The following is a 12613-nucleotide window of genomic DNA, read 5'->3' on the forward strand; positions in this document are numbered from 1 at the left end:
GCGCCAAAAGCGGTGCACGATTCGTACCTGCCTGCGATTATCAGGACCGCTTCACTGAACCTCCACATCGAGCCACGGAGGCGAAGCACGCAGGACAAGGAATCGGGAGCCCTATCCTTGTCCCCGGCAGCGTCACGGATCGGCCCGCACCCGGGCACCGGGTACGAGGCCACCACAACCGGCCCCCGTAGCTCAGTGGATAGAGCAGGCGCCTTCTAAGCGCTTGGCCGCAGGTTCGAGTCCTGCCGGGGGCGCAAGTCTCCGCCCTCCCTCCGGGAGGGCATTTTTGCTGGTCAGAGTACGTCCATCCGGGCGTGATGAAGCCCCGGACACTCCTCCGATGATCATGAGGAGGGTCCGGGGCCGTCCGGGTGCCACCGGGTTTTCGCGGGTGGCTGTGTCGAATACGTGTCGAAGTTCTCGGTGCAGTCCTCGGTGCAGTTCTCGGCGGAGCTCTCGGCGAGGAACCTCAGTCCGCGCCGGGCGGCTCGGGGAGGTCCTCCGCGGCCTCCAGGGGCCGTTTCAGGTCGGGCAGCCGCCCCTCGACGCACCGGGCGTAGGTGGCCGGCAGCACCGGCACGCTGTTCCCGGTCCATTCGGCCACCTGGGCGGGCGGGATACCGTCGTCGAGCCACTTCGTGAGGCGCGTGTGCCGGTTGTCGTACACCCGCCTGCCGGTGGGCGACTCCAAGACGTGCGGGGGCAGGACGGCCTTGCGCGCACCGCGCCACGCCCGGCGGGTGACCGAATCCGCGAGGACACCGCCCGTCTCCCCCTGAAAGAGGAGATCCCCGGGCTTGAGCCGCTCGTCCTCGATGTGCTGCCGCAGGATGCGCGTCAGGGCGGGATGCCCCGGCACGGCGCGCGTCTCGCCCTCGGCCCGCAGCCCTTCAGGTCGCGTTCCTCGTGGATCTCCTCGGTGTCGGTCCACTGCCTGCCGACCTCCGGGGTCGCCGTGTGGATCAACAGCTCACACCACTGGTCCCCGGCGTCGGGACCGGGCAGCGTCACGTCCTGCACCCGCATGGCTACGGCTTCCTCCGGTCGGAGGGCGCAGTAGTACAGCGTGGCGAAGAAGGCGTGGAGTCGCGGTCCCCCGCGCGGCCGGCGCCGGATCCAGTCGAGGAGCTCCGCCGCCTGGTCCGCGTTCATCAAGGACCGCTTGTCCACGGCGTCGCTGGTCCTGGTGACGGCCGTCGACTCCTTCCCCTTGGGGAGGGGGGTGGTCCGCAGGACACGCCGCCGGATCGCGTGCTTCATGACGACGTTGAGGATCCGGCGATGGCGCTTCCTGGACCAGGCCGCAGCCTGCTTGCCGTCGAGGCACGTGTCGACCGCTCGCAGGACCTCATCCACCCTCTCCGGCTCCTCCCAGGCCGAGACCGGCAGGGAGTTGCGCTCCACCCACCTGAGGATGGTCACCACGTCCCGCGGGGCGTCCGCGCGGCGGGACGCGTTGAACGCCCACTCGCGCAGCGCGGTCCGCACGGCCACCGGGGCCAACTGGGTCGGCTGGGCACGCAGCAGCGCGATGGTGACCGCCGTCAGGGTCTTGGCGGTGTCCTTACGGCTGTTGCCGCCGAGCTCCGCCCCGCTCGGCACCGCCGGCCGTCCGCTCCCGCCCAAGGGGTAGGCACACAAGTGCACAAGGTTCAGAACACCTCGTGGCTGGGGCGGTCAATCTCACGTTCAACCTCATGTACGCAGCGGTCACAGGTCTCATCGGGTCACTGGGGGCCCCGTGTTGATCGACTTCACGACCCCAGATCAGAGAACCGGCCCGTCGCTTCTTCGGCAATCAGTCGCCCGGCCTCCAACCTCTTCACCCTCAGGGAGTCCACTCATGAGCGAGGAGGCCGAGGATCACCTGGTCGACGAATGCTCCATATACCCAGGCCGAGCGCCGTAACGTGCCCTCGATCGTGAACCCCGCTCTCTTCGCCGCCGCGATCATCGGCGCGTTGTCCGCCATGGTCTCCACCTGAAGTCGCTGCAGTCCGCGTACCGCGAACCCGTACTCACACAGCACACGGACGATGTCCGAGCTAAACCCACGACCGCGGAATTCAGGGAGCACGGAGATCCCCAGGTGCGCCGTCCTGTTGTGAGCGTCGATGCCCCACAGCGAGGCGGCGCCTACCAGTTCCTGCGAATCGAGTTCCACCACCGAAAAGGGTGCTGCCTCGTCCGACGGTTCAGCGACCACATAGGGAGAGTGGGCAGACCCTGGCGGTAGCGGATACCAGGGCCGAGGATCCTGGCGCGACCGGGTTGCCACGTCGTCGTAAAGCACCGCGTGGAGCACTGGAATGTCAGTTTCGTGCCGGGCCCGCAGCCCGACCTTGTCGCCGCGTATCATCCGGCATTGCTACCGCAGGATGACGGAACGATCAATCGTGCCTGTGGCCGTGACGTGGCCGGATCGCCCCCTTGTGCACCCTTCGCGTACGTGTCTCATAGACAGCTTCCCAAGCCGAGAGCTCCCGCCGCCGTTCACGGACCGACCGTCGCGGCTTGCTCTGGTGAACGACAAACCCCGATAGCGTGGCTGAGGCCGGTAAGGGTACAGCGAGGCACACGCGCGCCTGATCGGTCGGCGCACCCGCCGTCGTGGCTGACTGTCGTCGGCTGAGGTTCAGGCCGTCGGAGGCCGGAGGCGATGTTGCGGGCGCCGGTCAGGCGGAGAGCTCCGATCGCGAGGTTTCTGCAGGTGGCCATCGCTCTGGGGGTGTTTCCGGTCCGCAGCTGGGAGGCGTCCTCGGCGAAGGTGACGTCCCTGACGTGGTGCAGGGCCTCGATGGTCCAGCGCCCTCGGATCAGTCGGGCGAGCCGAGCCGGGCCGGCCTGCTCGGCGGTGAGGCTGGTGACCGCGTAGACGGTCTTGAGGCTGATCTTCCCGGTCTTGCGGTGGACGCGGCGGCGGACGATCTGGACGGCCTCGCGGGCGCCGGGGAAGAGCAGGTTGTTGACCGTGCACACCTTCAGCCGGCGGATCTCCCGGCGGCCGTGACCAGTCGCACGGGTCCTGTCCTGCAGTGGGATCTGCGTCCAGGGAAGGGACTTGAGCTGCCGGCGGAGCTTCTTCGTGTTGCGCTTGGCGATCACGATGTAGTGGGCCTGCCGGTCGAGCAGGTGGACGGCGTGGTCATGCTGGGTGTGCCTCGCGTCGCTGGTGACGACTGTGCCGGCCAGATCCTCGAGGGTGTCGAGCAGAGGCCGGAAGCGGGTGATCTCGTCGGTCTTCTCACCGACGTCCATCTGGGCCAGGACCAGTGCGTTCACGTGGTCGCGGGCGGCCAGGAGGTGGATCTTCCGTCCCTTCGCGCGGGCCGCACCCCGCAGCGACTTCCCGTCGACCGCGAGCCCTCGCAGCCCTTGTCTCCTGGTCTGCCGGTTCGCGAGCCAGGCTCCGACCGCCCGGTCCAGGGCGTCCTCGTCGATTCCGGCGAGCGGTCGCCGGATCATGGATTCCGCGGGCCAGGACCGTTTCGGGAGCAGCGAGTCGACGGCCGTGCCGAGCCGTTCGAGCAGGGCCGGCGGTGCGTCGGCCACCCATTGACTCACCGCGAGCAGGGATCGCGCCCCGGCGAGGACCGCGCAGGCCGTCAGTGCCAGGAGCGTGACGAGAGGGTGCCGTACTCCCCATGGATCCCCGTGGATCCCGGTGGATCCCACGGCTCCGGGACCTGTGCGAGGCGTTCCGGCAGATCCGGAAGATCGCTCCCGGACACTTCCGGATGCGGTCTGAGCTGTTCAAAAGCAAGGGGGGACCAGAGGTGATGCGTTGGCAGGCACGGACAGTCCAAGGTCACAGAGCGTAGAGAACTCCATGATCGCGGACGTCCCTGCCTGCCGTGTACCGAACCCCGCCCAACATGACGAGACGTCAGCAACCGGGCGTCAGCCGACTACGCCGAAGTCCTGACCGAAGAGGGCGCGACAGTACGCGACTTCCGGTTGGTTTCCGCTGCGTCCTTCGAGATGCGCGACGAATGGATCGCCTTACCTCGCCGCCCCCCTGAAGGCGATATGGGCGATATCTACTGTAAGCTCTCTTTTAGTTCCTCCGCGCTACCCAACGCACTGAAACGCAACCGCCAGTTGATCCCCAACAGCACGACGAGGGACACTACCTGGCGGATGTACGTTCCCGACCGAGTGGCACTCGCTTCGGTATCCTCCCGTGCAGCCCGTCGGAGGCCATTTACCCAAGGATTACTGGGCAGTTGACCTCAGGGTTTCGTGGTAGCGTCCTCGTCCGGAGGGAAAGTGCAACCTGAAAGGGAAATCGTGAACACGGAGAAGATCGCCGCTCGCCGCCTCTCGCTGGAAGAGGTGACGAAGCTCGGCGTGAAGGACAGGATCTTCGTTTCCGCCGACACGGCAGAACTCAAGCTTCCCGACTGCTATGTGCCTGCTTTTCTGACCAAGTCCGGTGAGAATTTCGAGGGCGGCTCGATCACGGCGAGGACCGTATTCCAGGAAGAGGTCTCCTGCCTTCCCGACGACGAGAATGATGCCGGAATCTACTTGGCCGACGAGAACGGCTCGGTGACCATCGAGGTCCTCCAGTCCGCCGGTGTCGTGCTGGACCTGGCACTTTTCGTCCCTGGTGGGGACAAGGGGGCCCTCACGGCCCTTTACGCTGCGGCCCGGCAGGCGTTCGGCGCCGACGTCGTGCAGATCTGGCGCCAGGGCCTCAAGGAGGTTCCCGACGTGAAGGTCGACATCTTCGAGGAGCAGATTCCCCGGGGGCGCAAGGGGGGCGACAGCCCCAAGCGTGACCGTCGCGCGATCGACACCTACCCCACCCGTGCGGACTTCATCGAGTTCTCCGCGGGGTGGAAGCCGGTCGTCGAGGTTCACAGGCCGATCGTTGACGACACCCCGACCATCTGAGGCGGCGTCACCTCTCTTTCTCGGCCTGAGAGAACACCGAGAACGCATGCGTCGGCCCCGGTCGATCCCTGAGCGGCCCAGGGAGTCGTCGGAAAACAACTCACGAACGCCGAAGCATCGTTCCACTCGATGACCTCGCGAGACAGCCCGCCCGACCAAGATCAAAACCTGAAGTTGTTCTGCGACAGCCCTCAGGGCTTCGGCGCGGTCGAGTGACGTCCACTTCGTGCTCGGGCGAGGCCGGGGAGCGTGAGGGGTCGGCGGGCGTCACGCGCAGTGCGGCGACGGCCGGAGGCGATGTTCTTCGCGCCGTTCAGTCGCAGGGCGCCGACCGCGAGGTCGCGCCAGGTCGCCATAGCGCGGGGTGCGCTGTCGGTCCGCCATCGCGCACGCGGTCAGGTCGAGGACGACGGCCGGCGCGTGCCGCACTCCTCGCAGCCGGATCATCTGCTGTCAGCCAGAACGCCCAGCCCCGCCGCTCATCCCGTGCACGAGCGTCGTCCGCATCTGCACCTGTCTCTTCAGCCACGCAGGGGATCATCCCCCGGCACCGTCGGCCGGCTCCGCCCGACGGTGCGCGGAGACGCAGGCCACCGAGGCGCAACGGACATGAGACAGGAACCGTCCGCTCGCGCTCCCCTCACCGCGAGTGGTCACGAAACAGACGCCCGCCGACTGCGCCGAAGCCCTGGGGTGCCCGCAGTCTCAGCGGTGGCCGGCGTAACGCGGCGGGGAGGGGAGCCGAGTCATATTCGAGCTCCCCTCCCCGGTTGAAACGGAGGGTCGTCGGCGGCGGGCGTTGCCTGCGGCCGCTGTTTCAGGAGCGGTGCGGTTCGCTCACTCCCAAAAAAATGACCGCGGCTGGTGGCGATGCGGAGCACGTCCCGGAGAGTCCCGGTCAGTTCCCCGGTCAACCGGCGTAGGTCCTCCGGGTCCGCGTCCTGGTCGTCGAGGGTGTCCGAGGCTTGCTCCAACAGGATCGCGAACGTGTCGAGTCGGTCCGCTTCGATGTTGTCCGCCAGGCGGGACATGTAGTCACCCTTGTCATCCGTGCTCAGGTAGCAGGGCTTGCCCCCGGGCCCCGACGGACGTACTGCAGCGACCAGGGGCGGCCCGTGGAGACGGCGGACATCGTGGTGCCCGCCGCTCACTGCGAGATCGTCCACGAGATCCCGATCAACCGTCCGTAGCTGCCTGCGGGGCCCGGGCAAGCAGGTCTGCGGGTGTCACGCCTACCTTCGGCGTCGGATGTACCAACCCGCCACCAGCACGATGAGAATGGCAACCACGAAAGCCCACACGGTCGTTGCGCCGTGGTACGAGCGGTACGCAGTCAGAGCAAGCATGTTCAGGCGGATACCCCGGGCGTGCGGCTTCAGCCGACACGTGTTGCCCGCCCCTCTGCCGAATGCGTGTCGAAGGCGCCGCGCGGGCGCCGCGCGCCCGCAGTTGTCAACCGGAGAACGCCAGGTCAGAGGACATGTGCCGGTGATCTCGCCAGGCGCCTTCCAAGCGCTTGGCCGCAGGTTCGAGTCCTGCCGGGGGCGCCCGCTCTCCACCCTCCCCTCGGGAAGGGCTTCTCGCTGTTCGCGGCGCGTTTCACCGGACGCGACGAAGCCTCGCCGACCCGCGCTGTACTGTCCCCGCGGTCGCTCACGGGGAAGGCGGAGGGCGGAGGGCAGAGGGCAGAGGGCGGAAAGATGATCGGACGGTGGCCGACGGCCCCGAAGTGCCAACCTGCTGCTCGGCACTCCGGGGTGGTGCCGATCTGGCTGCTGTGGTTCCTGGCGGCGAGCCGGTACGACCCGGAACCGACGGGAACGACGGCACGGCCCTCCGGCTGGTGATCATCGCGCCCGTGGTCGGTCTCCACGTGCTGCTGTGGTGGGCGGCCGACAGTGCCCTCGCCCGCCGGACCTCACTGTCCGCTCAGAACCACTGGCCGCTCAGCGGCGCCGGCACGTTCCTGCCCACCCTCACACTCGTCCTGCTTCATCCTTGAGGCCCGCCCGGGGCGGACCGCCGCCGGAGGACCGGCGTCAGAGAAGGACCTGCGTCAGAGGACGGGATCCGCCTGTACGGCCACCCGCACGCCGCCCCCTGCCAGCACCGCGACGGCCGCCGGGTGCGTCCCCGCGACCGTCAGGTCCGTCAGGCTCACCTCGGGACGTCGGCCGAGCCGGCCGAGCCGCCCGGGCCAGCCGAGGACGGCCGGTGCGGCGTCCGGTGCGGACAGCTCCAGCTCGCGCAAGGGCACATGGAGTCCCACGCCGAGCGCCTTCAGTACGGCCTCCTTGCGGGTCCAGGTGCGCAGGAAGGCGGCGCGGCGCGCGGCCGGCGGGCGGGCGCGCAGAGCCCTCCGTTCGCCCTCGCCGAGGGCGGTGCGCGCCGCCGCGTCCACGTCGAGGTCGATGCCGTCGTCCTCCGCGTCGAGCCCCACGGCGGCCCCCCGGCAGACCGCGACCCCGACCACCTCCCCGCTGTGGGTGACGGAGAAGTCGACGTCCGCGTACGGCGAGCGCTCCGGCACCGTCAGCCCCACCTTGCCGTGCGGCCCGCCGCAGCGCGGGCACACACGGCGCAGGGGGACGTCGGCGGGAGGCACGCCGAGAAGCCCGCCGAGGGCGACACGGCTGAGCGCGCACCCGACAAGGAAGCGCGCTTTGTCGCCCGGCCGGACGGTGGCTTCGTGGCGGGCCCGCTCGACGGCGTCGAGCAGGCCGAGGAGCTCGGGCCGGGCGTCGCCCGTACGGGCCCACCACACCAGCACCTCGCGCTCCGGTGCTGCCGCTGCCGCTGTCACTGCCACGGCTCCTCAGCTCTTTCCGCAGGCCCGCAGGCCCGCAGGCCCGCCGGTTCACCAGTTCACAGGTCCGTCCACGGCCCGGAGAAGGCCGTAGCCCCCTCCGCTGGTCCAGGTGCCGGGCCCGAGCACGCTCGTGAGCGCGCGGGCGCGGGCGGACTCGTGCGGCGGGGCTTCGAGGTGCGTACGGTGCCCGGCTCGCCGCCCCCCATCCACCGGGACCGGTTCGACGCGTTCGTCGGCTCCTTCTCGGGGTGGCGGTGACGTCAGTACGGCGGGAAATCGGTGCGCCGTGAAATCGATGCACACGGAAAAGCGAAGCATCGCGGAATCGGAATCACGGCGTCACGGATCACGTCGTGCCCGAGTCAGTGCACCGCACGCAGCATACGCGTGACATTGATCTTCGTCGGCGAAAGACCGAGTTCCACACTCTGCATCATCCGCTCGCCGTTCAGTCGGCCATAGGCCAGCAGATCGACGTTGGCCAGGCTGAATTCCGGCCAGGTGTGAATGCTCAGATGGGAGGCCGAAAGCAGCAGAATCGCGGTGACCGCACCATTGGGGAAAACGTGCGAGGATTCACCGAGCACCTGCGCGTTTCCTTTTTCGGCGGCCGTACGCAGCACCTGGAGGAGTCGCTCCTCGTCGGTCAGGATGCTGTGGTCGCTCACCCACACGTCTACGGCGTAGGAGCACAAATCATCGACGTTTATGCCCTCGGTGGCGAGGCTTGCGGAGTTGGTCATGGGGAACCGGGGGTCGCGATCCGCTGCCCCCGTCTCCTTTCACGTAGAGGTGCGCTGGTCCGCGCGTCCGAAGGGGAAGGTACCGAGACCGAAAACCGGCGCTCGATGAGGCCCAGCCTAGCATCCGGGTCGCTCTACGGCTCGCGCGCGCACGCTGTCAAGGACTGCGACGCCTCCCCCCTCATCACCCTCCGAATACCGACTAAAGAATCCTTCGGACGCCCGGAAAAGAGCTTTCCCCTTTCTCTTTTCCTTTTCCGCATCACCAGCGTCGCGGCCGGGTCCGGTCGACGGCGTGCCAGCCCGTATACTCGACAGTCCTGGATTCCATCAGCCCGCCCGGAGCAGCTTTGTGAAAAACGCGCCTCGACACCGCCGGAGCATCCCCGCCGATCGAGTGCTCACGGAAGTCGCGGACGCCGTCAGGCTTCAGGAGGGCCCGCCCGGAGTGCGCTCCGTGCTGCGAGCCCTGCGCCGCCTGGCCCCCGCCTCCACGAAGGACATCAGCCGGGCCACCGGCCTGCCCGTCCCGATCGTGGCCGCGCTGGGGAACGAACTGCGCCGCCGCGATCTGCTCACCAAGGAGCGCCCCTCCCGGCTGACCCCGGCCGGCCTGGACCTGGTGGCCGAGCTGGGCATGGACCTCACGCTCGACGCGACCTGCGGCACCTGCGAAGGCCGTGAGCTGGTGATCCCGTCCGTCCTGGACGAGGCCGTACGACGACTGCGCGCCCTGATGGAGTCCGGTCCCGCCGCCGACATGGCGATCGACCAGTCCCACTGCACGCCCGAGACCAAGGTGCGCCGCGTCCTCGCGCTGCTCGCGGCGGGCGCGCTGCCCGGCGGATCCCTGCTGCTGATCGGGGACGACGACCTCGTCTCGCTGGCGGTCGCCGTCGTCGGGGACGTCCTCGGCGCCCCGATCGTCGAGCGTGTGACCGTCGTCGACATCTCCCCCGAGATCCTCGCCTACGTCCGGAAGGTGTCCGCGGGCCTGGGCACCCGCGTCGAGACGGTCGAGCACGACCTGCGCGAGCCGCTCCCCGCCGAACTGCACGGCGGCTTCGACGTGGCGATGACCGACCCGCCGTACACCCCGGAGGGCGCCCGGCTGTTCCTGTCGCGCGCCGTGGAGGGCCTGCGCCCCGGCCCCGCGCACAGCATCTTCTTCTCCTTCGGCGGCAAGAGCCCGGACGAGATGCTCGAGGTGCAGCGCGAGATCATGGCGCTCGGCCTGGTCACCAACGGCTACATCCGCAATTTCAACGAGTACGAGGGCAGCGGCATCCTCGGCGGGGTCGGCTTCTTCCAGCACCTGCTGACCACCACCTCGACGGCCTCCCGGCAGGGTGCCTACGAGGGTCCCCTCTACACGGGCGACAAGCGGACCCGGCAGCGCGAGTACGAGTGCGTGGCCTGCGGCACGAAGCTCCGTGTCGGGCCCGGTGCCCGCTGGACGTCGGTCGCCGCCCTGCGCGCCGACGGCTGCCCCCGGTGCGGCGAGGGCCCCTTCCGCCCCGGCCGCCTGGTCCCGGCGGACGAACCCGGAACCACGGCACCCACCGCACCACCGGCACCCGCCACCGCACCGGCGCAGGCACCAGCACCAGCACCAGCACCAGCACCAGCACCGACCCAAGCTCAGGCACAGACACAGGCACAAGCACAGGCGCCGGCACAGGTGCCCGCCCCCGCCCCCTCCCACCCCCAGCACCCCGGCTGGCACCGTCCCGACCCCGCGGCCCGCGCCGCCCTCGAGCAGCGGGCGCGGCCCTGCCTCACCCGTCAGGCCGACGAGGGCGACCTGCCGGCCATCGGTGAGTTCGAGGCCGAGATCGCCCGCATCTCCTTCGGCGAGGACGCCGTGGACGACCCCGCCCGGCACGCCTCCCGCGTGGGCCGTTCCATGGAGAAGTCCAGGGAGGGCATGATCGTCGCCCACCGGCCGGACGGGGAGGTGGTCGGCTGGTGCTGGGTGAGCATCAACCAGAACCAGATGACCGGCGACCGCTACGCCAACTTCCGGTCCCTCGCGGTCGCGCCCCTGGACAACCGCGCCGACGTGGCCGAACTCCTCCTCACCGAGGGCCTGGAGTTCTGCCTGGCGAACGGCATCACGGAGGTCGTCGGCCGCGTCCACGTCGGCAACGTCCCGATGCGCACGGTCTACCGCAAGTTCGGCTTCGACCCCGCCACCCTGACGATGAAGCTGCGCCTTCCGCAGGAGGACCCCCGATGACCGGTGCGCCGGGGACGCCCGACCCGACCGGTTACGACCCCGACCGGATCAAGTGCGTCGTCTGGGACCTGGACGGCACCCTGTGGGACGAGGTCGCGGTGGAGACCCCCACCGACGAACTGCCCGTCCCCCGGGCCGAGATGCTGGCCGCGATCGACGCGCTGGCGGCCCGCGGCGTGCTCAGCAGCGTCGCGAGCCGCAGCGCGCCCGCCGTCCTCGACCGGATGAGTGCCGTGCCGGAAGTGAGGGAGCGCTTCCTGGCCCCGCAGGTGTCCTGGCAGGACAAGAGCGAGTCGCTGCGCCGGATCGCGAAGGATCTCGGGATCGCCGTGGAGGCACTGGTCCTGGTCGACGACTCCCCCTACGAGCGCGCCGAGGTGGAGGCACTGCTGCCGGGCGTGCGCACCCTCGCCCCCGGCGAAGTCCCCGCGCTGCTCGCCGCCTTCGAGGACCGCGAGGTCACCCCCGAGTCGCGGGAGCGGGTCCGCCGCTACCGCACCGAGGAGACCCGCCGGACCGAGGGCGAGCGCTTCCAGGGCACCCGGGAGGAGTTCCTGCGCTGGTGCGACATGCGCCTCACGGTGGGCCCGGCCGCCCTGGACGAGGTCCCTCGGGCGCTGGAACTCGCCGCGCGCACCCACCGTCTGAACTCCTCCGGCCTGACCCCCGACCGGCTGCGCGCGCTGGCCGCCGCGGACGGGCACGAGCTGTACACCGCCCGTATGTCCGACCGTTTCGGGGAGTACGGCATCATCGGCGCCGCCCTCGTCGACCGGGCCGCCCCCGGCTCCTGGTCGGTGCCGCTGCTGGCGCTCTCCTGCCGGGTCGCCGGCCGGGGTGCCGCCGCGGCGTTCCTGTTCTGGCTGATGGAGCGGGCGCGGGAATCCGGTGCCGGGGAGTTCCGGGTGACGCTGCGGCCGACGGACGCCAACCTGGAGATGCGGATCCTGCTCCGCCAGGCGGGTCTGCGCCGTACCGAGGACGACGGCGACCGCGACGACGGGGCGGTGCTGGCCCGCTCCCTGGAGGGCGGCGACCTGCCGAAACCTCCCGCCTGGCTGCATGTCTCCCCCCGAAAGGACGCCGACGCGTGACGGACGCCCACACCTCCTCCACGGACCGCGCGGCGGTGGAGCGGGAACTCCGCTCGATGATCGCGGAGGCCGCCCGCCTGGACGCCGCCCTGGTCGCCGGGCTCCCCGCCGACACCGACCTGTTCGGCCCGGAGATCGGCCTGACCTCGCTGGCCGGGGTGGCGCTGCTGGGCGCGGTCGACGCCCGGTTCGGTGTCGACGTCGCCGCGCTCGACCTCAGCCTGGACAGCCTCCAGTCCATCGCCACCCTGACGGACTTCGTGACCGCGCACCGGGGCGCCGTCTGAGGCGCGCGCTCCCGCGTGTGCGCGACAAGGGTGATCCGGCGGGTGCCGCCGTGACCTGCCCGGGGAGCCGGCGTTGAACGGGGAGTGCGGTGGCGCGATCTGCTGCCGTGCGAACCGAATCACTAAGGAGAACGTGATGTCTCGCATCGCGAAGGCAGCCGCTGTCGCCGTCGGCGCCGGCGCCGTGATGGTCAGCGGAGCCGGCCTGGCCATGGCGGACGCGGGCGCGCAGGGCGCGGCCGTGGGCTCGCCGGGCGTCCTGTCCGGCAACGTCGTCCAGGCCCCGGTCCACGTGCCGGTCAACCTGTGCGGCAACACCGTCAACGTCGTCGGCCTGCTCAACCCGGCCTTCGGCAACACCTGCGCCAACGTCAGCGGCCACGACGAGGGTGAGCACAAGGGCGGCGACGACAAGGGCGGCGAGCACCACAACGGTGGCGACGCCGGTGGCTACGGCGGCTGACGTCGTCCCGCGGCACCCCGCGGGAGAGCCCCGGTACCTCGAGCGCCGGGGCTCTCCTCTTTCCCGCCTTCCCCGCCTT

The 12613-nt window shown here is 69.9% G+C and carries 12 protein-coding genes, 2 tRNA genes and 1 pseudogene; 9 read left to right on the forward strand and 6 right to left on the reverse strand.

The features are described 5' to 3' along the window. The first annotated feature begins 181 nt into the window (after positions 1–181). A tRNA-Arg gene (locus ACH4N1_RS03150) sits at positions 182–254 on the forward strand. Positions 255–469: 215 nt separating this feature from the next. Here the strand turns inward: ACH4N1_RS03150 and ACH4N1_RS03155 are convergent. The 4 genes from ACH4N1_RS03155 to ACH4N1_RS03170 form a co-directional block, all read right to left on the reverse strand. Then, positions 470–859, reverse strand: a complete 390-nt coding sequence (locus ACH4N1_RS03155; RefSeq protein WP_398094088.1) for a hypothetical protein — start codon at positions 857–859, stop codon at positions 470–472. Then, positions 838–1602, reverse strand: coding sequence for a hypothetical protein (locus ACH4N1_RS03160; RefSeq protein WP_398094089.1), 765 nt, complete (start codon positions 1600–1602; stop codon positions 838–840). The genes ACH4N1_RS03155 and ACH4N1_RS03160 overlap by 22 nt, the downstream gene beginning before the upstream one ends. Before the next feature lie 226 nt (positions 1603–1828). Next, entirely contained in the window at positions 1829–2359 is a 531-nt protein-coding gene (locus tag ACH4N1_RS03165) for a GNAT family N-acetyltransferase (RefSeq protein ID WP_398094091.1), read from the reverse strand. Between the two features lie 134 nt (positions 2360–2493). Then, positions 2494–3675 carry an ISAs1 family transposase gene (locus ACH4N1_RS03170; RefSeq protein WP_398094093.1) on the reverse strand — a complete coding sequence of 394 codons (1182 nt, stop codon included), beginning with the start codon at positions 3673–3675 and terminating at the stop codon, positions 2494–2496. A gap of 615 nt (positions 3676–4290) precedes the next feature. On the opposite strand from ACH4N1_RS03170, the gene ACH4N1_RS03175 reads away from it, so the two are divergent. From ACH4N1_RS03175 to ACH4N1_RS03190, 4 genes and pseudogenes are all read left to right on the forward strand, one after another. Beyond that, positions 4291–4899, forward strand: a complete 609-nt coding sequence (locus tag ACH4N1_RS03175; RefSeq protein WP_398094095.1) for a hypothetical protein — start codon at positions 4291–4293, stop codon at positions 4897–4899. 1076 nt (positions 4900–5975) lie between these two features. Next, positions 5976–6089: pseudogene (locus ACH4N1_RS03180) on the forward strand (GntR family transcriptional regulator); the annotation flags it as partial. A 275-nt stretch (positions 6090–6364) separates the two neighbouring features. Further along, positions 6365–6446 (forward strand) — tRNA-Gly (locus ACH4N1_RS03185). A gap of 311 nt (positions 6447–6757) precedes the next feature. Beyond that, on the forward strand, positions 6758–6901 hold the full coding sequence (locus ACH4N1_RS03190) for a hypothetical protein (protein ID WP_398094097.1): 144 nt from the start codon (positions 6758–6760) through the stop codon (positions 6899–6901). Between the two features lie 54 nt (positions 6902–6955). Here the strand turns inward: ACH4N1_RS03190 and ACH4N1_RS03195 are convergent, their stop codons facing one another. Together ACH4N1_RS03195 and ACH4N1_RS03200 are read right to left on the reverse strand one after the other, a co-directional pair. After that, a complete protein-coding gene (locus ACH4N1_RS03195; protein ID WP_398094099.1) occupies positions 6956–7702 on the reverse strand; it encodes a 4'-phosphopantetheinyl transferase family protein in 747 nt (248 codons plus the stop codon). 368 nt (positions 7703–8070) lie between these two features. After that, positions 8071–8451 carry an S-adenosylmethionine decarboxylase gene (locus tag ACH4N1_RS03200; RefSeq protein WP_363088326.1) on the reverse strand — a complete coding sequence of 127 codons (381 nt, stop codon included), beginning with the start codon at positions 8449–8451 and terminating at the stop codon, positions 8071–8073. A 397-nt stretch (positions 8452–8848) separates the two neighbouring features. On the opposite strand from ACH4N1_RS03200, the gene ACH4N1_RS03205 reads away from it, so the two are divergent. From ACH4N1_RS03205 to ACH4N1_RS03220, 4 genes are all read left to right on the forward strand, one after another. Continuing rightward, positions 8849–10690 (forward strand): GNAT family N-acetyltransferase, encoded by a 1842-nt coding sequence (locus ACH4N1_RS03205; RefSeq protein WP_398094101.1) that lies wholly within the window; start codon positions 8849–8851, stop codon positions 10688–10690. Beyond that, a complete protein-coding gene (locus tag ACH4N1_RS03210; protein ID WP_398094103.1) occupies positions 10687–11784 on the forward strand; it encodes an HAD-IIIC family phosphatase in 1098 nt (365 codons plus the stop codon). The genes ACH4N1_RS03205 and ACH4N1_RS03210 overlap by 4 nt, the downstream gene beginning before the upstream one ends. Next, positions 11781–12071, forward strand: coding sequence for an acyl carrier protein (locus ACH4N1_RS03215; RefSeq protein ID WP_398094104.1), 291 nt, complete (start codon positions 11781–11783; stop codon positions 12069–12071). The genes ACH4N1_RS03210 and ACH4N1_RS03215 overlap by 4 nt, the downstream gene beginning before the upstream one ends. A 136-nt stretch (positions 12072–12207) precedes the next feature. Further along, positions 12208–12534 carry a chaplin gene (locus tag ACH4N1_RS03220; RefSeq protein WP_398094106.1) on the forward strand — a complete coding sequence of 109 codons (327 nt, stop codon included), beginning with the start codon at positions 12208–12210 and terminating at the stop codon, positions 12532–12534. Positions 12535–12613: the final 79 nt, after the last annotated feature.

This window comes from Streptomyces sp. NPDC017202, from assembly GCF_044331705.1.
Lineage (GTDB): Bacteria > Actinomycetota > Actinomycetes > Streptomycetales > Streptomycetaceae > Streptomyces.

Excerpts from the sequence above, each read along its gene's own strand:
- ACH4N1_RS03200 (WP_363088326.1), bottom strand. The coding sequence starts at position 8,451 with ATGACCAACTCCGCAAGCCTCGCCACCGAGGGCATAAACGTCGATGAT.
- ACH4N1_RS03220 (WP_398094106.1), top strand. The coding sequence starts at position 12,208 with ATGTCTCGCATCGCGAAGGCAGCCGCTGTCGCCGTCGGCGCCGGCGCC.
- ACH4N1_RS03165 (WP_398094091.1), bottom strand. The coding sequence starts at position 2,359 with ATGATACGCGGCGACAAGGTCGGGCTGCGGGCCCGGCACGAAACTGAC.
- ACH4N1_RS03210 (WP_398094103.1), top strand. The coding sequence starts at position 10,687 with ATGACCGGTGCGCCGGGGACGCCCGACCCGACCGGTTACGACCCCGAC.